This window comes from Qipengyuania sphaerica (assembly GCF_019711595.1).
Classification (GTDB): domain Bacteria; phylum Pseudomonadota; class Alphaproteobacteria; order Sphingomonadales; family Sphingomonadaceae; genus Qipengyuania; species Qipengyuania sphaerica.
This window is the reverse complement of the sequence record NZ_JAIGNR010000002.1, coordinates 55,513-75,509: the sequence shown is the minus strand read 5'-3', so window position 1 is coordinate 75,509 and position 19,997 is coordinate 55,513. Positions and strand designations below refer to the sequence as shown.

Annotated in this window: 19 protein-coding genes; 14 read left to right on the top strand and 5 right to left on the bottom strand. The window is 63.2% G+C overall.

Translation table 11 applies throughout. The annotated features are described in order from the left end of the window. Positions 1-1,284, bottom strand: coding sequence for an aminotransferase class V-fold PLP-dependent enzyme (locus tag K3178_RS07970; protein WP_221570890.1), 1,284 nt, complete (start codon positions 1,282-1,284; stop codon positions 1-3). A 137-nt stretch (positions 1,285-1,421) separates the two neighbouring features. On the opposite strand from K3178_RS07970, the gene mddA reads away from it, so the two are divergent. After that, the gene (gene mddA / locus K3178_RS07965; protein WP_221570889.1) at positions 1,422-2,156 is read left to right on the top strand and encodes a methanethiol S-methyltransferase; all 735 of its coding nucleotides are present in this window, start codon (positions 1,422-1,424) and stop codon (positions 2,154-2,156) included. Positions 2,157-2,430: 274 nt separating this feature from the next. Here mddA and K3178_RS07960 read toward each other — a convergent pair whose 3' ends face one another. After that, positions 2,431-2,868 (bottom strand): FKBP-type peptidyl-prolyl cis-trans isomerase, encoded by a 438-nt coding sequence (locus K3178_RS07960; protein WP_221570888.1) that lies wholly within the window; start codon positions 2,866-2,868, stop codon positions 2,431-2,433. 268 nt (positions 2,869-3,136) lie between these two features. On the opposite strand from K3178_RS07960, the gene K3178_RS07955 reads away from it, so the two are divergent. Further along, entirely contained in the window at positions 3,137-4,417 is a 1,281-nt protein-coding gene (locus K3178_RS07955) for an APC family permease (RefSeq protein ID WP_282098850.1), read from the top strand. Between the two features lie 89 nt (positions 4,418-4,506). Here K3178_RS07955 and ettA read toward each other — a convergent pair whose 3' ends face one another. Continuing rightward, positions 4,507-6,180 (bottom strand): energy-dependent translational throttle protein EttA, encoded by a 1,674-nt coding sequence (ettA, locus tag K3178_RS07950; RefSeq protein ID WP_221570886.1) that lies wholly within the window; start codon positions 6,178-6,180, stop codon positions 4,507-4,509. A gap of 140 nt (positions 6,181-6,320) precedes the next feature. Here ettA and K3178_RS07945 point away from each other — a divergent pair, with 140 nt between their 5' ends. Both K3178_RS07945 and K3178_RS07940 read left to right on the top strand, forming a co-directional pair. Continuing rightward, positions 6,321-7,478, top strand: a complete 1,158-nt coding sequence (locus tag K3178_RS07945; RefSeq protein ID WP_221570885.1) for a glycosyltransferase — start codon at positions 6,321-6,323, stop codon at positions 7,476-7,478. 107 nt (positions 7,479-7,585) lie between these two features. Continuing rightward, entirely contained in the window at positions 7,586-8,797 is a 1,212-nt protein-coding gene (locus K3178_RS07940) for a GGDEF domain-containing protein (RefSeq protein ID WP_221570884.1), read from the top strand. On the opposite strand, the gene K3178_RS07935 is transcribed toward K3178_RS07940, so the two are convergent. Both K3178_RS07935 and K3178_RS07930 read right to left on the bottom strand, forming a co-directional pair. Then, positions 8,798-10,075: an MATE family efflux transporter gene (locus K3178_RS07935; protein WP_221570883.1), complete on the bottom strand. Its 1,278-nt coding sequence runs from the start codon at positions 10,073-10,075 to the stop codon at positions 8,798-8,800. 319 nt (positions 10,076-10,394) lie between these two features. Continuing rightward, entirely contained in the window at positions 10,395-11,063 is a 669-nt protein-coding gene (locus tag K3178_RS07930) for an OmpW/AlkL family protein (protein WP_221570882.1), read from the bottom strand. A 141-nt stretch (positions 11,064-11,204) separates the two neighbouring features. On the opposite strand from K3178_RS07930, the gene K3178_RS07925 reads away from it, so the two are divergent. The 10 genes from K3178_RS07925 to K3178_RS07880 all read left to right on the top strand — a co-directional run bounded on the left by K3178_RS07925 (position 11,205) and on the right by K3178_RS07880 (position 19,992). Then, positions 11,205-11,906: a helix-turn-helix domain-containing protein gene (locus K3178_RS07925; RefSeq protein WP_221570881.1), complete on the top strand. Its 702-nt coding sequence runs from the start codon at positions 11,205-11,207 to the stop codon at positions 11,904-11,906. A 79-nt stretch (positions 11,907-11,985) separates the two neighbouring features. After that, positions 11,986-13,659, top strand: coding sequence for a cytochrome-c oxidase, cbb3-type subunit I (gene ccoN / locus K3178_RS07920; protein WP_221570880.1), 1,674 nt, complete (start codon positions 11,986-11,988; stop codon positions 13,657-13,659). A gap of 12 nt (positions 13,660-13,671) precedes the next feature. Then, entirely contained in the window at positions 13,672-14,436 is a 765-nt protein-coding gene (ccoO, locus tag K3178_RS07915; RefSeq protein WP_221570879.1) for a cytochrome-c oxidase, cbb3-type subunit II, read from the top strand. Then, positions 14,433-14,597, top strand: a complete 165-nt coding sequence (locus K3178_RS07910; protein WP_221570878.1) for a cbb3-type cytochrome c oxidase subunit 3 — start codon at positions 14,433-14,435, stop codon at positions 14,595-14,597. The genes ccoO and K3178_RS07910 overlap by 4 nt, the downstream gene beginning before the upstream one ends. Further along, on the top strand, positions 14,587-15,498 hold the full coding sequence (gene ccoP, locus K3178_RS07905) for a cytochrome-c oxidase, cbb3-type subunit III (RefSeq protein WP_221570877.1): 912 nt from the start codon (positions 14,587-14,589) through the stop codon (positions 15,496-15,498). Before K3178_RS07910 ends, ccoP begins: the two co-directional genes overlap by 11 nt. Next, positions 15,485-17,068, top strand: coding sequence for a cytochrome c oxidase accessory protein CcoG (gene ccoG, locus K3178_RS07900; protein WP_221570876.1), 1,584 nt, complete (start codon positions 15,485-15,487; stop codon positions 17,066-17,068). The genes ccoP and ccoG overlap by 14 nt, the downstream gene beginning before the upstream one ends. Continuing rightward, positions 17,065-17,514, top strand: a complete 450-nt coding sequence (locus tag K3178_RS07895; protein ID WP_345719873.1) for a FixH family protein — start codon at positions 17,065-17,067, stop codon at positions 17,512-17,514. The genes ccoG and K3178_RS07895 overlap by 4 nt, the downstream gene beginning before the upstream one ends. Beyond that, positions 17,511-19,634, top strand: a complete 2,124-nt coding sequence (locus tag K3178_RS07890) for a heavy metal translocating P-type ATPase (protein WP_221570875.1) — start codon at positions 17,511-17,513, stop codon at positions 19,632-19,634. Before K3178_RS07895 ends, K3178_RS07890 begins: the two co-directional genes overlap by 4 nt. Continuing rightward, entirely contained in the window at positions 19,631-19,786 is a 156-nt protein-coding gene (gene ccoS / locus K3178_RS07885; protein ID WP_221570874.1) for a cbb3-type cytochrome oxidase assembly protein CcoS, read from the top strand. Before K3178_RS07890 ends, ccoS begins: the two co-directional genes overlap by 4 nt. Further along, a complete protein-coding gene (locus K3178_RS07880) occupies positions 19,783-19,992 on the top strand; it encodes a hypothetical protein (RefSeq protein ID WP_221570873.1) in 210 nt (69 codons plus the stop codon). Before ccoS ends, K3178_RS07880 begins: the two co-directional genes overlap by 4 nt. Positions 19,993-19,997 lie beyond the last annotated feature (5 nt).

Here is a 19,997-nt window from a genome sequence, read left to right as displayed (position 1 = left end):
TCAGAGCGCGGCGATTGCCCGCACTGTCCGCTCGACATCGGCCTCGTCGTTCATGAGGCTGGGCGCCACACGCACGTAGAGCGGATTGTAGAAGGACGGCACGACGCTGGCGATGATGCCGCGCTCGTGCAGCTTGTCGACCGCATCGTAGGGATCGTAGCCCGCGACGTCGAAGGCGATGATCCCGGCGGACAAATCCTGTGACATGGGCGTGGCGAATGTCACCTTCGGGAGCTTGGACATGCCGTCCTTCGCCATGGTGGCGAGGGTGGCAATCCTTTCGGCAATCCGCTTACGCCCGATCGCGCTCGACCAGCGGAATGCATCCTCGACCGCCCAAGTGTGTTCGAAAGCGTGGAAGCCGCCGGGCGAATGCCATGTGGCCACCGGCATTTCGGGGATGGGCCCATCGCGCCATGCCGGATCGAAACTCGGGATCGTGCTCTGGACGAATGCCTGCGCTTCGGGGCGTGCCCACACGATGCCGGTACCGCGCGGCCCGTACATCCACTTGTGCGTGCCCGCGATGAAGAAATCCGCACCGATATCGGGAATGTCGATGTCCTGGTTGCCAAAGCCGTGCACCCCGTCGAGCGCGAAGAGCGTGCGGCTTTCGTCGGACTTGCCCTTATTGTGCTCGGCGACGACTTCACCGATCTCGGCGACCGGCATTTTCACTCCCGTGCCCGAATGCACCCAGGTCATCGCGAACACCCGCGTATTGTCGCGCAGGTTCTTGCGGACGTTGGCGATCACCTCGTCCTTGGTCACGCGGAACGGGTCGGCGTAGAGCGCCTCGCGCCGCAGGTCTGCCCCGGTGCGCTGCGTTCCATAAGTGGTGGAGGTCTGGGTGACGATATGGTCGCGCGTGTCGGTCAGCACTTCCATACCGGGTTCAAGGGCGATGCTGCCCAGCGTCAGGCCCAGTCCCGCAGTGGTGGAACCGACCTGCGCGATATGGTCGGCATCGGCTCCCATATATTCGGCCGCAGCCTTGCGCAGGCCATATTCGCATGTGGAATACATCGCTTTGAGATAGCTATGGCTATCATGATCGAGGCCGAGGCGATGCTTTGCGATCGCGTCGCGCACGGGTTTTGGATGCGAGGCGAGGTAGAAGGCGCTCATCTGGGTGATGCCGGGAGCGGGATTGAACTGCGCCTTGATTTCCGACCAGCTGAGATCCGCCGCCGGTTTCGCCGCCGCTGCAGCGCCTCCGCTCGCCAGTGCCACACCTGCAGCACCGCCCACACCGGTGCCGACGAGAAAGTCCCTGCGCTTCATGATTAACTCCTCCCCGAGTCGTTGTGGTATCCTAACCCAAGGTCCCCCGCGCTCAAACCGGCTTGACTTTGCAAAATAGATTGAGCATCCAATATCGGAAAAGGGGTCCCCGGGTCGGTAACTGGGAGGAGATTACCATGCCCGCCTTGCGCTTCGGCTATGCCGTGCTCGTCTATCTCGCGTTCTTCGCGACCTTCGTTTACCTGATCGCCTTTACCGGCGACGTCATCGTGCCCAAGACCGTCGATAGCGGTTTCGCGCCTGCCACCGGAAACGCGCTGCTGATCAACCTTGCGCTGATCGCGCTGTTCGGCGTGCAGCACACGGTGATGGCGCGGCCGGGCTTCAAGGCCAGCTGGACCAAGATCGTCCATCCCGCGATCGAGCGGGCGACCTATGTCCTCGCGACCCTCGTGGTGCTGTGGCTGCTGTTCCACTTCTGGCAGCCGATGCCGCAGGTCATCTGGGCGGTCGAAGCCGGCTGGGCGGTGACCGCGATCTGGGCGCTGTTCCTGATCGGCTGGACGATCGCCTTCATCAGTACCTGGCTGCTCAACCACTTCGAGCTGTTCGGCCTGCAGCAGGTCTGGCTCGACATGAGGGGCAGGGAGCCGGTGGACCAGAAGTTCCGCCAGCCGCTCTTCTACAAGGTCTCGCGCCACCCGCTCTATCTCGGCATGCTGATCGGCCTGTGGGCCGCGCCCGAAATGACGCTGGGCCACCTCGGTTTCGCATCGGGCCTTACCGTCTACGTCCTGATCGCGATCAGGTACGAAGAGCGCGATCTCACCACTTTCCTGGGCGACCAATATGCCGATTATCGCACCAGGGTAGGAATGCTCGTCCCGGGCATCGGCAAGGCGCGCAGCTGACCCCCTGAACCCTTGATTGCGCGCTGACCGGTCCGCAGGCCTGCTCCCCAAGCGCAGGTCTGCGGATCGGATCGACTCATACTTGCAACAAATGCAAGTTGATGAAGTGCATCCGCTGGCCTCGCGTCCATAGTGGCGCGCTCGAACGAGAAAGCCCCGCTGCGAGGCGGGGCTTTGCTGCATGGGTAATCGACACGGTCAAAGAGCGCGCCAATGGTAGCGGGCGCGGGGGCTGTAGGAAAATCCTTTCGCGCCCCGCGCCCGGTCTGGAGGTTTACGCCGCCTGCGTGATTTCGCGCAGGGTGAGGTCGAAGGTCACGTCTTCGCCGGCGAGCGGGTGGTTGCCGTCGGCCTTGACCGCTTCCTCGCCCACTTCGAGGATGAACAGCGTCATCGGCTGGCCATCGGGCGTCTGGGCGTTCAATTGCATGCCGGGCTGCGGGGCGGGCTCGGGCGGCAAATTGGCGCGGGGGATGTCGATAACCAGCTCCTCGCGGCGCGGACCGAAGGCCTTGTCGCAAGGGATGGCGATCGATTGTTCATCGCCCACTTCCATGCCGGTCAGCGCCTCTTCGATCTGCGGGAAAATCTGGTTCTGGCCGAGCGTAACCTGCTGCGCGCCAGTCTGCTCGGTTGTGCCGATCACCTCGCCGTCGCCCCGCTTGAGGACGTAGTCGATGGTCACGGTGTCACCGTTGTTGGGAGTAGTCATGGATATCCTTTGAATTTCGCGTGTCCGGCGCGGGTTGGATGCGCCGTCAGGAACAGCACCCGCGGTTCGGGCGCTTCGTGAGCGATTGTGTCAAAGGTGGGTGGGGTGAGTCAAATTTGCCTTAAATGCGGTACCGATGACTGCTTTTAGGCATTTCACCACCTAGTCTGGACGTCCACGTATGGGTGGAAAGCGGACGCTACCATCAATTGCTTAGCTATTCCCCAAACCGGGTTTCTATGCGACACCCCGAGAGGGGGACAAAATTATGGAGCGTTCGTTCGGGTTCTGGACCGCGATTTCGATGGTCGTCGGATCTATGATCGGAGGCGGCATCTTCGTCCTCCCGAGTTCGCTGGCCCAATTCGGGTGGACTTCCACCGTTGGTTGGCTCGCTGCGGGGATCGGCGTCCTGACGATTGCCCGCGTGATCGGTGACCTAACGGTCAGGAATCCCGACGAGCCCAGCATATTGACTATTTCCGGCGACATCCTCGGACTTCTTCCCGGACGCATCATCGCATGGAGTTACTGGCTCTTGCTGGTCGGAACAGGCGCCGTGCTGTCGATGGTCGCCGCCAACTATCTCTCGTTCCTCCTGCCAATGATGGCTGGGGAGCAATCGATGCGTATTTTCGTCGCATTCCTAATTCTTTCGGCCATCGCCATCCTAAACCTGGGCGGGGTGAAAGGTGCAGGAATCTTCCAGCTCGCCACGACGGTCTTGAAGCTGCTGCCGCTGGTGTTCGTTATTGCGATCGCCGCCTATCTCTTCATTTCGAGCCCCTCGGTCTTCACACAATCGCGCTCCGCACCGTTCAGCGCCGACCTGTTGACGCCAACCGTGGGTGTGCTGTGCTTCGCCTTGCTGGGGTTCGAAGTCGCGAGCCTTATAGCGCAAAGGGTTCGCGACCCGGAACGCAATGTCGTTCGCGCCACCCTGTTGGGGCTGACGTTCGTCCTTATCATCTATTTCGCGGTCAGTAACGCCGTCGTGCTGGCCACTCCCATGGAAGAGTTGAGAGGGGCACCCGCTCCCATTGCCATGTTTACCTCAACCCATGCCGGTGCCTGGGCCGGCTCTGCTGTCGCCCTGTTCGCCGCCATCTCCGCCATTGGATGCCTGAATGCAGTCGTGCTCCTGCTTGGCGAAGTGCCGTTCGGGATGGTCCGCGACGGCCAGTTGCCGGAGTGGATCGCCCCGGGCAGCGCGCATGGGATCGGCAAGCGTCCACTGCTTGCCGGAACTGGGCTTGCCGCCACTCTGGTGTTGGTGAGTTCAAATTCGGTCGGAGAGCAGGTTCTCGACTTCCTGCTCCGCATCACGACGGCATCTTCGATCTTCTTCTATGCCGGCATTTGCCTCGCAGCGATCAAGGTCGGGGTGCAGCGCCCGCTCGCGACCTTGGGTGTCGGATTTTGTGCCTGGGTTCTTTACGGAACCGGCCCCGAAGCAAGCGTTTTGGGCATTTTGCTCATGATGGTTGGGGGGATGCTGCATTTCTTGATCGGCGGGCGCACAAAACCTCGAGGTACTGCTCCGGCATAGCTTGCGGTCCCAGCCTCGAACCCTCCGATATGCGGAGGTCTGCTATCGGGTCGTTAGCGGACTGACCGCTAACGACCTCAGAAGCCAGCTTACCTAGTCAGCTTCTTATACGCCAATCGCGTCGGCCTGTCCGCCGCATCGCCCAGACGGCGCCGCTTGTCTTCCTCGTAAGCCTCGAAATTGCCCTCGAACCATTCGACGTGGCTGTCGCCCTCGAAGGCGAGGATGTGCGTTGCCAGGCGGTCGAGGAAGAAGCGGTCATGGCTGATGACCACGGCGCAGCCGGCGAAGTTTTCGATCGCCTCTTCCAACGCACCCAGCGTTTCCACGTCGAGGTCGTTGGTCGGCTCGTCGAGCAGCAGGACGTTGCCGCCCTCCTTCAGCATCTTGGCCATGTGGACACGGTTGCGTTCACCGCCCGACAGCTTGCCGACGTTCTTCTGCTGGTCCGCGCCCTTGAAGTTGAACGCGCCGACATAGGCGCGGGTCGAGGTGTCGTGGCCGTTGACCTTCATGTAGTCGAGGCCGTCCGAAATCTCTTCCCAGACGTTGTTCTTGGGATTCAAATGGTCGCGGCTCTGGTCGACATAGCCGAGGTGGACGGTGCTGCCGATTTCCACCGTGCCGCTGTCGGGCTCTTCCTTGCCGGTCAGGATCTTGAACAGCGTGGACTTGCCCGCGCCGTTGGGCCCGATCACGCCGACGATGCCGCCCGGGGGCAACATGAAGGAGAGGTTTTCGAACAATAGCTTGTCGCCATAGGCCTTGGAAATGTTCTTGGCCTCGATGACCTTGCCGCCGAGGCGCTCGGGCACCTGAATGACGATCTGCGCCTTGCCGGGTTTCCGGTCCTTCTGGCTTTCCTGCAGTTCCTCGAACTTGCGGATACGCGCCTTGGACTTGGTCTGGCGCGCGCTGGGCGTCTGCCTGATCCATTCGAGTTCGCGGTTGAGGGCCTTCGAACGGCCGCTTTCCTCGCGTGCTTCCTGCTCGAGGCGCTTGGCCTTCTTTTCGAGGTAGGTCGAGTAGTTGCCTTCGTAGGGGTAGTAGCTGCCCCGGTCGAGTTCGAGGATCCACTCCACCACATTGTCGAGGAAGTAGCGGTCATGGGTGATCATCAGCACCGCACCCGCATAGTCCTTGAGGTGGTTTTCGAGCCACTGGACGCTTTCGGCGTCGAGGTGGTTGGTCGGTTCGTCGAGCAGCAGGATCGAAGGCTTCTGGATCAGCAGGCGGGTGAGCGCGACGCGGCGCTTCTCACCGCCCGAAAGATCGGTGACGGGCCAGTCGCCGGGAGGGCAGCGCAGCGCTTCCATCGCGACTTCGAGCTGGTTGTCGAGCGTCCAGCCATCGACCGCGTCGATCTTGTCCTGCAGCTCGGCCATCTCGGTGCTGAGCGCGTCGAAATCGGCGTCTTCCTCGGCCATTTCCATGCCGATCGCGTTGAAGCGTTCGACCATGTCGGCCACTTCGCGCGCGCCGTCCTTGACGTTTTCGAGCACGGTCTTGCTCTCGTCGAGCTCGGGCTCCTGTTCCAGATAGCCGACGGTGATGTTCTCGCCCGGCCATGCCTCGCCGGTGAAATCGGTGTCGATGCCTGCCATGATCTTGATCAGCGTCGACTTGCCCGCGCCATTGGGGCCCACGATGCCGATCTTCGCGCCCTGGTAGAACTGCAGGTTGATATTGCTGAGCACCGGCTTCTGGGCACCGGGGAAAGTCTTGGTCATGTCCTTCATGACGAAGGCGTATTGCGCGGCCATCGGGCGAATCCTTGGGTATGTCTGATGTGACGGGAAAGTTGGGGGCCAGATAGGGATTGGCGGGGGAATGGGCAAGGTCGCTCTGGCATTCGCGCACGCGCTCGCATAGGCCGTGCGGCACCATGGGCGAGGAAACGGGAATGGACGGCAGATTACCGCAAGTCGCAATCCTGTTTTCGCAGTTCGCCGGCTACCATGTGGACCGCGTAGAAGCGGCGGCACGGCGGCTGGCGGGACGCGCCGAAGTGCTTGCGGTCGAATACGCGACCACGAGCGAGACTTATGCGTGGGAGCGGCCGGGAGAGGTTGCCCATGCGCGCCATGTGACGCTGTTTCCGGGGCGGTCCTACGAGACGCTCGGTGCCTTCGAGAAATATCGCGCGGCGATGAATGCCTTGCGCGGGGCGGACATGGTCTGTGTCGGCGTGCCCTATTCCGAGCGCGACATCATCGCGCTGTCGTGGCGGCTGGCGGCGGCGGGCAAGACGATGGTCATGATGACCGACAGCAAGTTCGACGACAAACCGCGCAGCGTGGTGATGGAAGCGGCCAAGGCGCGGCTGCTCAAGCCCTACAAGGCGGCCATCGTGGCAGGTGTGCGGCAGCGCGAATACGTGCGCTTCCTGGGTTTCGGCGACAAGCCGGTGATGCCGGGATACGACACGATCGACCTAGAGCGCGTGCGGAAGGCTGCCGGAAGCGAGGCGGTGCGCTGGGAGGACCGCGACTTCCTTTACGTCGGGCGCTTCGTCGGAAAGAAGAACCTGCCCGTGCTGCTGGAAGGCTATGCACGCTATCGCGAGCTGGCGGGCAGGACTGCACGCGGCCTCGTGATGGCGGGCGATGGGGAGCTTGCCGGCATGTTGAAGTCGCAGGCCGGGGATGGCGTCAGCTTCACCGGTTTCCTGAAGGCGGGCGAGGTGGCGCAGGCCATGGCGCGCGCCTTGGCATTGTGCCTCGTCTCGACGGAGGAACAATGGGGGCTGGTGGTCAACGAGGCCTCCGCACTGGGCATCCCCGCGATAGTCTCCACGCCGGTCGGCGCGCGCGATGCGCTGATTCGCAACGGCGTGACCGGCCACGTCGTCGATCCGCATGCTCCCGAGGAAATCGCGCGCGCCATGCTCGCGCTTTCGCAGAGCGAACAGGCGTGGCAGCGCTTCAAGGAAGAAACCGCCGCGCGCGCACCTCTCGGCGATGTCGAGCATTTCGCCGATGCGGTGGAGGCGTTGTTCGATCCGGCCGGCGAGGCGGTGGAGAAGTGCGAAGCCCTGTGGTCTGCAATGGAAGATAACTGATTGGAAATCAGCGATTTTTTGCGTAGCACTTGTAAGCACGCGACAAATCTTTACGAGATGCTAAGACAATTTCCCTAGCCGGGGGGCTAGGCGGTCAGGGGCGACCAATGCAGGGACAGATACTCGGTTTGATAACGCCGGTGACGGCGGTCATCTTTTGCTTGACTTTCCTCGTGCTGTGGCACCGGGGGAAGATGGGCAGCTACGTGCTCGCCTTTGCCGCGGGCTATCTTTTCTTCACCCTTGGTTTCGTCGCCACGCACGTGCTGCCGACCGACGCCTTTTACACCTGGCACCTGACCCAGTTCTTCTACACGCTGAGCGTGATCTCCGGTTCGTGGGGCATGCTGAAGCGAGTGGGCCAGCCGACGCATCTGGGCATCTTCGTGGGCATTTATGCGCTCGCTGCGGTCACGCTGGGCCTTGCCATGGTCATGTCGCCCGACATCGGGGCGCGGCTGATCGTGATCAACATCGCCTATGGTTGCATGAAACTGGTGTGCATGATGGGCCTGATCGCGGCGCCAAAGCGCGAGGCGATCGATCGGCTGATCATCTTCATGCAGGGTTTGATCGCGGCGCAATTCCTCATCCGCCCCTCCATCACGCTGATGGTCGAGCAGGCCGTTACCGCCGATGTCTACCGCGAGACTCTCTACTACACCATTGTCTCCTTCTCGCTCACCTTGATCACATTGCTGGGCGCGCTCGTGCTCGTGGGCGCCTGCGTCTACGACCAGATCAAGGCGGTGCGCGAGAGCGCCGAACTGGACATGCTCACCGGGCTCAGGACCCGCCGCGGGTTCGAGCAGGAAGTGCTCGCGCGGATGGACGAGGCCCGTCAGGAGAATGTGCCGGTCGCGCTGGTAGTGGCGGATCTCGACCATTTCAAATCGGTCAACGACGTCTGGGGCCACCAGGTGGGCGATCGCGCCATCGCTGCCTTCGGCGAGGTTATCAATCGCACGATCCGCGACCACGATATCGCCGGGCGCATCGGTGGCGAGGAATTCTGCGTGCTAGCGTGGAATTGCGACGGCGCGGCAGCTGTCGCGATGGCCGAGCGTATCCGCCACGGGATATCCACGCAGCCTGTCGAGGGCATGCCGGACGATCATCGTCTCAGCGCCAGCTTCGGCGTAGCCGGACGCCGTGAGGGCGAGGGCTACGGCAAGGTCTTCGCAAGGGCCGATGCGGCGCTGTATACCGCCAAGCAGGAAGGCCGGAACCGGACAGTGCGCGGCAATTCCGATGGAGTGGGCGCGACGATCAGCAATATCATATCCGGCAAGCGGGACCCGCAGTCCGCGACTGGCTAGTCAGCCGCTTCTAGGTGCGAACTCGCGGTTCAACAGCCTTGGCATGAAGGCCAGTTGCAAGACTGCGCGGGCAACCAGGAACAGGCAGAAGGATAGCCAGAGGCCGTGGCTGCCGAGCGGCCAGCTGAGCCAGAGCGCGAGAGCATAGACCGCTGCCGCCCCCAGCATGGTAAGCAGGAGGTGCCGCGTCCAGCTGGCACCGACATAGACCCCATCGAGCACGAAACCGGCAAGGCCTAGAAACGGGATGACCACCAGCCACCAGCCGAGCGCCTGCGCCTCTAAGCGCACCGCCTCGGTCGCCGCAAAGCTGGCAAGGATCGGGTCCGCAAATAGTGCGAAGCCCAGAGATAGGAGCGCTGCCGCTGCCATGCCGCGCAAGAGGATTGCGCGCACATAGGCGGTGAAGCCGCTCCGGTCCTTCCCGCCGACGCGTTCGCCATTCAACACCTGCGCTGCATTCTCGAACCCGTCGAGCAACAGGGCGGTGAAAACGAACAGCTGGTAGATGATGCCGTTGGCCGCCAGCGTGACAGCCCCCCTTTCGGCAGACAGGCGGGTCAGGCCCGCCAGTGCGACGACCAGCACCAGCGTGCGCAGGAACAGGTCGCGATTGACCGACAGGAAAGGCCTCAGTTCGGAAAGCCTCGCGATCCCGCCCTTGCGTGCCCTTTTCCATAGCGCTTTCCCGCCCGCGCCGCCCATCAGGATCATCGCAAGAACGCCAAGCTTGGCAAATTCGGCGATGAAGCTCGACCAGCCGATGCCCGCAATGCCCCAGTCGAGGCCGAGCACGAACCACAGGCCCAGCCCGACATTGAGGAGGTTGTAGGCCACCTCGAGCAGCAGCACGGTCTTCATCCGCCGCTGGCCCACGAGGAAACCGATGGCGGCGAAATTGGCCATCACGGCCGGCGCGCTCCAGTAACGGATATCGGCGTAGATGCCCGCGGCCGCGCGCACATCGCCATCCGCTCCCAGCGCATCGAGGGCGAACGGCAGCAGCAGCGGCTTGGCAAGCAGCAGCAGCGCCGCAATCGCCAGGCCGACCAGCAGCCCGCGCAGCAGCACCGCCGCCTGCGCGTCCGCACCCGAACGCGTACCGGCCTGCGCCACCAGTCCGGTCGTCCCGGTCTTGAGGAAGTTCATCACCGTGAACAACACGGCGAAAAGCCGTGCGCCGACATCGACCGCCCCTTGTGTCGGCGCGTCGCCGAGCTGGCCGACGATCCACATGTCGCCGATCCCGATCAGCGCCGTGGCGACATTGGTCACCATGGCGGGCAGGGCAATCGCCCAGATCGCGCGGGTATCGAGGCTGGGGGAGGGGGAGGCCGTAGTCGTCAGGTCTGGCTCTTCGGGCAGGTCGACAATGTGTCGGCAGGCTTGGTGGAAGAGCGGCCTATCCGCTGTCAGACCGTTTCACAAGAATGCCGAGCCTTGCGGCGGCTTCCTGCCGAAGTCGTGACTGCAAAGATCCAGCAGGCCGAGCCTCGGTTGCTGGACCCTATCTGAATAAGAAAAGCCCCCCGGCGGGAGAAGATGCCGGGGGGCAGCAAGGCGTCCACTCCCCCGAGGGACGCCTATGGAAATGGGGTCAGAAGCGGTAGCTCACGCCTGCACTGAGGACCCAGGGGTCGAGATCGTGTTCGGTTTCGATGGCCAGCGTGTCGCCGGCGAACCAGCGCGCCGTCGTGCCGACGAAATAGCGCTTGGCATCGAGCGTGAAGCCCATGCCGCCATCTCCCAGCGCGATGTCCGCACCCGCCTGCAGCACGAAGCCGAATTCGTCGGACAGCGTGGTGCGCGTCACACCGAGGGGGATGGTATCCGCGCCGGGTTCGGCGTCGATCCACCAGAAATAGGTCGCACCCGCTCCGAGATAGGGTTTCACCCCGCCGGCATCGAAATGATACTTGGCGGTGAATGTCGCCGGGATGAGCTTGCCGTCCGAAACGAGTTCGGCGCCGGTCAAGCCCGAAACCGCATCGACATCATGCTGCGTCACGCAGCAGATCGTCTCGATCGAGAATTCGGGACTGACGAAATATTCGACTGCCAGCGTGGGGACGAAATTGTCGTTGGCCTCGGTCTGCGTGCCCGCGGGAAGGCCGACGATGTCGGTATTCACCGAAGAGATTTCGCCGTCGGGCATGACATAGGTGCCAAGCAACTTGACCTGGATCTTGCCGTCATCGTCCTGCGCCATGGCAGGGGTTGCGAGCATGGCAGCACCGCAGAGTGCGGCCGCGAGCAACTTCTTCATCGTGTCGTCCTTAGCGCCGCAGCGGTCGCACCATGCGACCCAGGGTTCTTGCGGCGTCGGACGATGAATTAATGCGGCAGACCCGGCCCGGCATTGATCTGGATCAAGGCAAGCAAACCGGTTTCGCGCCAGTCAGGCTGCATGATTACTTTCGCCCAGGCCTTCGAGCTGTTCGCCAGCCGGGTTCTTCCGGCAAGCCTGACGGATGCGGCGCACCTGCGCTTCCGCACGCTCGCGACCCTGCGCCAGCTTGCCCGCGATACGTCGCTCGAAATCGCGGAAGAAGGCCAGCAGATCGTCTTCGTAGCGCGGGGTGCGACGAAGCTGGTCGCCCACGCCTCGCAATCGCGCGACCAGATCGTGGCATTCCATTTTCCCGGCGATGTTTTCACCGTCCCCGAACCCGATAATTATTCCTACTCGCTAAGCGCGCTGCGCGACAGCGACATCCTGACCTTCGCATCGGCGGATTTCCTCGCGCTGGCAGCAGGCGAAGCGGGCGTGTTGCGATATCTGCTCGAGAATACGACGCTTTCTCTGCGGCGTTGCCGCGAGAAGACCATTGCGCTTGGCCGCAAGAACGCACGCGAGAGGCTCGCCGTGTTCCTCCTCGCGATGGCCGAGCGCATCGGTGTCGAACAGGACGGGCGCATCGCGCTCGACCTGCCGATGTCGCGCCGCGACATTGCCGAAAGCCTCGGACTGACGATCGAAACCGTGAGCCGCCAGCTCACGAAGCTGAAGGACGAGCGGGTCATCGAAACGCTCGGACGCTCCGGCATCGTCCTCCTCAAGCCCTCGCTACTGCGAGGCCGTGCGGGGTTCCTGCGCGAGGCGGCGTGATTTCTTTTCCAAATTTGATCTGGGTCAATGCCCATCGCGGCCCTGCCGCCTAACCCACCGCAAAAGGACGGAGAATTTTATGCGAGCGGAAACTGCGCTGGGCCGGGTGGGCCTGTGGTTCCTGGTAATGCTTGCCGCGATGGCGGCGGCCCTGGGTGCAGCCGATGGCGGCTTTGCCGCGCATGCCTGGATCATCGCCCTGCTGGGCTTCGTAATGATCTGGATGAGCGCATCGCGGTTCGACCCGATGGGCAAGGCGCAGGGCTTTTTCAGCATGCCGGAAGGCCCGTCGCGCTATGACGATGACGTGATTCGCTGGGGCGTGATCGCGACCATGTTCTGGGGCCTCGCAGGCCTTTTGGCAGGCGTCTTCATTGCCGCGCAGCTTGCCTTTCCGCAGTTGAATTTCGAGCCTTACTTCAACTTCGGCCGCCTGCGCCCGCTGCATACCAGTGCAGTGATCTTCGCCTTTGGCGGCAATGCCCTTCTCGCTACGAGTTTTTACGTCGTCCAGCGTACCAGTCGTACGCAGCTCGCCTTCCCTGGCCTCGCCCGCTTCGTGTTCTGGGGCTACCAGCTGTTCATCGTTCTAGCGGCGACCGGCTACCTGCTCGGTGTCACGCAATCGAAGGAATATGCCGAGCCCGAATGGTATGTCGACCTGTGGCTGACGATCGTCTGGGTGGCCTATTTCATCGTCTTCGTGGGTACGCTGGCCAAGCGCAAGGAGCCGCATATCTATGTGGCGAACTGGTTCTACCTCGCCTTCATCGTGACGGTGGCGATGCTCCACATCGTCAACAACCTCGCCATGCCGGTGAGCCTGCTGGGTGCGAAGAGCTATTCTGCCTTCGCCGGTGTCCAGGATGCGCTGACCCAGTGGTGGTACGGCCATAACGCTGTCGGTTTCTTCCTGACCGCCGGTTTCCTGGCGATGATGTATTACTTCGTGCCGAAGCAGGCCGAACGACCGGTCTATTCCTACCGCCTGTCGATCATTCACTTCTGGTCGCTGATCTTCCTCTATATCTGGGCGGGACCGCACCATCTCCATTATACCGCGCTGCCCGACTGGGCGCAGACGCTGGGCATGGTGTTTTCGATCATGCTGTGGATGCCGAGCTGGGGCGGGATGATCAACGGGCTGATGACCCTGAACGGTGCCTGGGACAAGGTCCGCACCGATCCGATCATCCGCATGATGGTGATGGCGCTCGCCTTCTACGGCATGAGCACTTTCGAAGGCCCGATGCTGTCGATCAAGAGCGTCAACAGCCTGTCGCACTATACCGACTGGACGATCGGCCATGTCCATTCGGGCGCGCTGGGGTGGAACGGGCTGATTACTTTCGCCTGCGTCTATTTCCTCGTGCCCCGCCTGTGGAAGCGCGAACGGATGTACTCGCTGCGCATGATCAACTGGCACTTCTGGCTCGCGACGATCGGCATCGTCTTCTACGCCGCCAGCATGTGGGTCGCCGGCATCATGCAGGGTCTCATGTGGCGCGAATACGGCCCCGACGGATACCTCGTGTGGTCGTTTGCCGACAGCGTATCGGCGATGTTCCCCATGTACGTGATGCGCGCCGTGGGCGGGCTCATGTATCTCGGCGGTGCGCTGATCATGTCCTACAACGTCTGGATGACGCTGGCTGGCAAGCTGCGCGAGGAAGCGCCGCTGCGCGACGCCGCCTACGACCCGCAGGCCGACCGCCCCATCGTCAACCAGCCCAGCGCCGTTCCGGCCGAATAGGATCCTGCAAAAATGACCGATCCCATCGTCGAAGAAACCGTCACGGGCCACAAGCGGCTCGAGCGAAACATCACCCTGCTTGCCATCGGCACCTTCGTGACCGTCGCGATCGGCGGCCTCGTCCAGCTGGTCCCCCTGTTCTACCTCGAAAACACGATCGAGCAGGTCGAGGGCGTACGGCCCTATACCCCGCTCGAACAGGCAGGGCGCGATATCTACATCCGCGAAGGCTGCTATGTCTGCCACAGCCAGATGATCCGCCCCTTCCGCGACGAGGTGGAGCGTTACGGCCACTACAGCCTCGCGGCGGAAAGCATGTTCGATCACCCCTTCCAGTGGGGCTCGAAGCGTACGGGACCGGACCTGGCCCGTGTGGGCGGCCGCTATTCGGATGAATGGCATGTCCAGCATCTCGAAGACCCGCAAAGCGTCGTGCCCGAAAGCGTGATGCCGCCCTATGCCTTCCTGAAGGAAACCGATCTCCAGATCGGCGATCCGAAGGCCACGATGACGGCGCTCATGCGGGTCGGTGTGCCCTATACCGACGAGGATCTCGAAAACGCCGAGGCAGACATGCTCGCGCAGGCCGATCCAGACCTCGATGCGGGAGATCTGGCAGAGCGTTATCCCAAGGCGCAGATCCGCGATTTCGACGGCAACCCCGACCGGCTGACCGAAATGGACGCGCTGATCGCCTATCTCCAGATGCTTGGCACACTGGTCGACTTCGAAAGCGCCGCGGCCCTTGAGGAACTGGCTGAGGAGAAGGGACGATGAGCCTTTACGAGACCCTGCGCCACTTTGCGGACAGCTATGCTCTGGTGATGATGCTGGTCCTGTTCGTCGGCCTGTGCGCCTGGCCGTTCCGCCCGGGCGCGAAGAAACGCAATCACGAAGCTGCAACCCTGATCTTCGAAGGACAAGACGATGGCGAATAAGCGCATCGATGAACCGACCGGCACGCGGACCGTCGGCCACGAATGGGACGGGATCGAGGAACTGGATACGCCGCTGCCGCGGTGGTGGCTGTGGACCTTCTATCTCACCATCGTTTTCTCGATCGGGTATGTCATTGCCTATCCGGCCTGGCCGATGATCGACCGTGCGACGGCGGGCGTTCTCGGCTGGTCGAGCCGGGGCCAGCTGGCCGAAGAAATGAGCGCAGCCGACCAGGCCCGTGCCACGGTACGCGAGCAGCTTGCCCGCATCCCGCTCGAGCGCCTGCCCGAGGACAGCGACCTCATGCAGCAGGCAGTTGCCGGCGGCGCTGCCGCCTTCCGGGTCAATTGCGTGCAATGTCATGGCTCGGGTGCGGCAGGCAGCCAGGAACTGGGCTATCCCAACCTCAATGACGACGACTGGCTGTGGGGCGGCGACCTCAAGGCTATCGAGTACACGCTTGTCCATGGCATTCGCCAGGCAGACGACGACGAGACGCGCACGAGCGTGATGCCGCCCTTTGCCGGAGCCTTCGACAACGCGCAGCTCGACGCGCTGACCGATCACGTGCTTTCTCTGAGCGGCAAGGCCGACAGCAACACGGTAGGAGCGCAGCTCTACGCCGATAACTGTGCCGCCTGCCACGGTGTGCGCGGCGAAGGCGACCGGGCGCAGGGTGCGCCTAGGCTCAACGACGCGATCTGGCTGCGCGGTAGCGGCCGCGACCAGATCAAGCGGCAGATCCTTAACCCGCGCATGGGCATGATGACCAAGTGGGAAGGGCGTCTCGACCCAGTGACGATCAAGATGCTGTCCGCCTATGTCCATTCGCTCGGGGGAGGCGAAGACTTCATCGAGGTCGCCGAGGATCCCGAGGTCGAGGTCGATGAGCAACCCTGACGAGAACAAGCCAGGGGGCGGGCGAGACTGGTCGGTAATCGTCGAGGACGGTGTCGCCAAGACCAACGAGCCCGTCTCCAGCGCCGTCGCCGAGCCCGAAGCGGCCACGCGTCGCCACGAACCGCATGAACCGCCGCGCCAGCATCTGCCGGAAAAGCTCTACGAGCCCCGCAAGGCGGTGCACAACAAGCGGATCGACGGACCTTTCCGGCGTTTCAAATGGCTGGTGATGCTCGTCACGCTGGGCATTTACTACATCACGCCGTGGATACGCTGGGATCGCGGGCCCTACGCGCCCGACCAGGCGGTGCTCGTCGATCTCGCCAACCGGCGCTTTTACATGTTCAATATCGAGATCTGGCCGCACGAATTCTATTTCGTCGCCGGGCTGTTGATCATGGCGGGAATCGGCCTGTTCCTCGTGACCAGCGCCGTCGGCCGGGCATGGTGCGGCTATGCCTGTCCGCAGACGGTGTGGACCGATGTCTTCCAGCATGTCGACCGTTTCGTCGACGGCGATCGCAACGCGCGCCTGCGGCTCGATGCGGAACCGTGGACCTGGAACAAGGTCATGCGCCGCGCGCTGAAATGGACGATCTACCTCTTCATCGGCTTCTGGACCGGCGGCGCGTGGATCATGTATTTCGCCGACGCGCCCACGCTGGTGTACGATTTCTGGCGCGGCGAGGCGGCGCCTGTTGCCTATATCACCGTTGCCATCCTGACGCTGACCACGGTGACCTTGGGCGGCTTCATGCGCGAGCAGGTCTGCATCTACATGTGTCCCTGGCCGCGCATCCAGACAGCGATGATGGACGAGAAGTCGCTGCTGGTGACCTACAAGGACTGGCGCGGGGAGCCCAGGGGCAGCGTCAAGAAAGCGCAGCGCAGCCCGGACAAGTTCGGCGACTGCATTGACTGCACACAGTGCGTGCAGGTCTGCCCGACCGGTATCGATATCCGCGAAGGCCCGCAGATCGGCTGCATTACCTGCGGCCTGTGCATCGACGCCTGCGACCGGGTCATGGCGGACATCGGCCGCCCGCGCGGGCTGATCGACTATGCCACGCTAGAGGACTGCGAGCGCGAGGCGGCAGGGGGCGAGGTGAAATCGCCGCTGCGCACGCTGCTGCGCCCGCGCACGATCGCCTATTTCATGATCTGGGCGGGCATTGGCGGCGCACTTCTGTTTGCGCTGGGCAATCGCAGCCACACCGAACTGACCGTAGCGCCCGACCGCAACCCGCCCTTCATGCTATTGTCCGATGGCTCGGTGCGCAATTCCTACACGCTCAAGCTGCGCAACATGGAAAGCCGCCCGCGTGACATGGAAATCGTGGTCGAAGGCTTACCCGGAGCGGTGATGTGGACCGATACTATCGGGCGGAACCAGTCCGCACCTACGCAGACCGTGACCGTGCCAGCCGATCTCGTGCGACAGGTGCGCGCCTATGTTGCTGTCCCCAAGGGTGCGGCATCGCAGCAGTTTACCTTCCGCGTCACCTCGCTCGACGAACAGCGCGAGACCGATACCGTCCAGACCCGCTTCGACGCACCGGAGAACGAATGATGCAGCGCCCTTTTACCGGCAAAGACATGGCAGCAATCCTCGTCGGGGGGTTCGGTATCGTGATTGCGGTCAATTTTTACATGGCCTCGGTGGCGATTGGCGGGTTCGGGGGTGTGGTGGTCGAGAACTCCTACGTCGCGAGCCAGAAGTTCAACGGGTGGCTGGAAGAAGCAAGGGAGAGCGAAAGGCTCGGCTATGCTGCCGAGCTGTCCCGCACCGGGGACGGGCGGCTGCTAGTGGCTACCGAGGGCGTCCCGCATTATGCAGAGCTGTCGGCCGATCTGAGAAGGCCGCTTGGTCAGCCCGACGACCGTTCGATCACTTTCGAAAGAACCGGTGACGGCCTCTATGCCTCGACCGACACGCTGCCTTCGGGTCGATGGATCGCGCGAGTTGCAATCGAGAGTGGTGACGAGCGCTGGGTCGAGGAAACGGAGCTGCAATGAACGCCCCGCTCGCCCGCGAAAAGCTCGAAGGCAAAAGGCTCACGGACAGCCGCTTCACGGTTCCGGGCATGCGCTGTGCCGGATGCATAGCCAAGATCGAGCGGGGGCTGGGAGAGATCGAAGGTGTCGCGGCGGCGCGGGTCAACTTCTCATCCAAGCGCGTCGCGGTCCGGCACGATGAAAGCCTGAGCGATCAGGACCTCGTCGCTGCGATCGAGAAAATCGGTTTCGAGGCGCAGAAGGTCGCCGACAATCCGCTCGCAACGGACGACCGCGAGAGCAAGGCGCTGATGCGCGCCGTGGCCGTAGCGGGCTTCGGCATGATGAACATCATGCTCCTGTCGGTCAGCGTGTGGTCGGGCGCGGGCGGTGTCACGCGCGAACTCTTCCACTGGCTTTCGGCGCTGATCGCCGTGCCTGTCGTCGCCTATTCCGGCCGCCCCTTTTTCGAAAGCGCGGCCATGGCTTTGCGTCACCGGCGCACGAACATGGACGTACCGATCTCGATCGGCGTCCTGCTGGCAACGGGGCTGAGCATATTCGAAACGATGACCGGCGGGGAGCATGCCTATTTCGACGGCGCGGTGATGCTGCTGTTTTTCCTGCTCGCGGGCAGGGCGCTCGATGCAGTCATGCGCAACAAGACGCGCGCGGGCATTGGCGCGCTTCTTTCGCGCATGGGCAAGAGCGCGACGGTCCTGGGCGAAAACGGCACGCACCGGACGCTGGCCGCAGAAGATCTCGGGCCCGGCATGCTGATGCTGGTGGCCGCCGGAGAGGCGCTCGCCGCCGACGGTGTCATCGAAGACGGCTCGACCACGCTCGACAATGCCATGCTTACCGGCGAGAGCGCGCCTGAAGGCGTGGGTCCGGGCGATCTCGTCCATGCGGGCGCGATCAATCTGGGCAACCCGGTGCAGGTGCGGGTGACGGCGGCAGCGTCCGACACCGCGCTGGCCGAAATCGCCCGCTTGATGGACGAGGCAGGCCAGTCGCGCAGCAGCTATGTTCGCATCGCCGACCGCGCCTCGCGCCTCTACGCCCCTGCCGTCCATTCCCTGGCCCTGCTGGCATTTGCAGGCTGGATGATTGCCGGGGCCGGCTGGCACCAATCGCTGATCATCGCGATTGCCGTACTCATCATCACCTGCCCCTGTGCCATGGGCCTCGCCGTGCCGGCAGCGCAGGTGGTCGCTTCGGGAGCACTCGCGAAACGCGGCTTGCTGGTAAAGGACGGCAGCGCGCTTGAGCGGCTGGCCGAGGTCGATGTCGCTTTGTTCGACAAGACAGGTACGCTCACGCTCGGTGAGCCCGTTCCGCAGCTCGACCATCTCACAACCCATCAGGCGTCCGTCGCGCTGGCGCTCGCACGAAGCAGCAGGCACCCGCTGAGCAGGGGGATTACGAAAGCTCTCGTAGCGCAGGGGATCGAACCAGCCACCTTGTCTGGCCTGCGCGAGGAAACCGGCAGGGGCGTGATGGCGCTTTGCGGAGATACGCCGGTGGCGCTCGTCCGACCCCGCAACGCGAGCGCTCCCATCGCGACCAGCCTCGCGATAGGCGAGGAGGCGATCGACATCCCCTTCAATGACCCGCTTCGCGACGATGCCGGAGATGCGCTGGCCGCGCTCAGGCAAGAGGGGGTGGATGCCTCGATAATATCCGGCGACCGCTCGGGACCGGTCGAGGCGGTGGCCGGTAAACTCGGCATCGCCGCTAAGGCCGAGCTCCTCCCAGATGCAAAGTTGCGCCTTCTCGAAGACCTGAAGGGCGACGGGCTCAAGCCGCTGATGGTCGGCGACGGGATAAACGACGGACCGGCCCTCGCGGCAGCACATGCTTCGATAGCGCCGGGAAGCGCCAGCGATGCAAGCCAGCAGGCAGCAGACGCGGTGTTCCTCGGCAAAGCGCTCATGCCGGTTGCGCTGGCAGTGCGCGTTGCCCGCAAGACCATGGCGATTGTCCGCCAGAACCTGGCTTTCGCAATCGTCTATAACGTGCTGGCGGTGCCGCTGGCGCTGGCAGGATTGGTGACACCGATGATAGCGGCAATCGCCATGTCGCTGAGTTCTGTGGTGGTCGTGGGCAATTCGCTCCGCCTCGCAAAGGCCGCGCAGTGAGCGGGCTCGCCTTCCTGATCCCGATCGCGCTGGGCCTGGGGTTGCTGGGACTGGCTGCCTTTTTCTGGGCCATGCGCAAGGGCCAATTCGAGGATCTCGACGGGGCCGCGCAGCGCATCCTGATCGACGACGAGGAGGAGGACGCGCCATGAGCCTGCCGACACTTACCGGCTTGCTGGCGCTGCTTCCGCTGGCCCTTGGGCCGCTGCCTGTGGCCGAGAAATCGATCAAGGCTGGCCTGTGCCAGGGCGGATCGGTGGAAATCCCGCTAAAGCGAAAGGCTCCGCCAGAGCCACCCTGCAATGCCAAGGCCTGCCACAGCGGCTCGTGCCGAAAGAGATTTGATCTGGCTCAATGACCCCT

What these genes read in the sequence shown, in the direction of transcription:
- K3178_RS07970 (WP_221570890.1), bottom strand. Translation starts at nt 1,284, where the DNA reads ATGAAGCGCAGGGACTTTCTCGTCGGCACCGGTGTGGGCGGTGCTGCA.
- mddA (WP_221570889.1), top strand. Translation starts at nt 1,422, where the DNA reads ATGCCCGCCTTGCGCTTCGGCTATGCCGTGCTCGTCTATCTCGCGTTC.
- K3178_RS07960 (WP_221570888.1), bottom strand. Translation starts at nt 2,868, where the DNA reads ATGACTACTCCCAACAACGGTGACACCGTGACCATCGACTACGTCCTC.
- K3178_RS07955 (WP_282098850.1), top strand. Translation starts at nt 3,137, where the DNA reads ATGGAGCGTTCGTTCGGGTTCTGGACCGCGATTTCGATGGTCGTCGGA.
- ettA (WP_221570886.1), bottom strand. Translation starts at nt 6,180, where the DNA reads ATGGCCGCGCAATACGCCTTCGTCATGAAGGACATGACCAAGACTTTC.
- K3178_RS07945 (WP_221570885.1), top strand. Translation starts at nt 6,321, where the DNA reads ATGGACGGCAGATTACCGCAAGTCGCAATCCTGTTTTCGCAGTTCGCC.
- K3178_RS07940 (WP_221570884.1), top strand. Translation starts at nt 7,586, where the DNA reads ATGCAGGGACAGATACTCGGTTTGATAACGCCGGTGACGGCGGTCATC.
- K3178_RS07935 (WP_221570883.1), bottom strand. Translation starts at nt 10,075, where the DNA reads ATGGTGACCAATGTCGCCACGGCGCTGATCGGGATCGGCGACATGTGG.
- K3178_RS07930 (WP_221570882.1), bottom strand. Translation starts at nt 11,063, where the DNA reads ATGAAGAAGTTGCTCGCGGCCGCACTCTGCGGTGCTGCCATGCTCGCA.
- K3178_RS07925 (WP_221570881.1), top strand. Translation starts at nt 11,205, where the DNA reads ATGATTACTTTCGCCCAGGCCTTCGAGCTGTTCGCCAGCCGGGTTCTT.
- ccoN (WP_221570880.1), top strand. Translation starts at nt 11,986, where the DNA reads ATGCGAGCGGAAACTGCGCTGGGCCGGGTGGGCCTGTGGTTCCTGGTA.
- ccoO (WP_221570879.1), top strand. Translation starts at nt 13,672, where the DNA reads ATGACCGATCCCATCGTCGAAGAAACCGTCACGGGCCACAAGCGGCTC.
- K3178_RS07910 (WP_221570878.1), top strand. Translation starts at nt 14,433, where the DNA reads ATGAGCCTTTACGAGACCCTGCGCCACTTTGCGGACAGCTATGCTCTG.
- ccoP (WP_221570877.1), top strand. Translation starts at nt 14,587, where the DNA reads ATGGCGAATAAGCGCATCGATGAACCGACCGGCACGCGGACCGTCGGC.
- ccoG (WP_221570876.1), top strand. Translation starts at nt 15,485, where the DNA reads ATGAGCAACCCTGACGAGAACAAGCCAGGGGGCGGGCGAGACTGGTCG.
- K3178_RS07895 (WP_345719873.1), top strand. Translation starts at nt 17,065, where the DNA reads ATGATGCAGCGCCCTTTTACCGGCAAAGACATGGCAGCAATCCTCGTC.
- K3178_RS07890 (WP_221570875.1), top strand. Translation starts at nt 17,511, where the DNA reads ATGAACGCCCCGCTCGCCCGCGAAAAGCTCGAAGGCAAAAGGCTCACG.
- K3178_RS07880 (WP_221570873.1), top strand. Translation starts at nt 19,783, where the DNA reads ATGAGCCTGCCGACACTTACCGGCTTGCTGGCGCTGCTTCCGCTGGCC.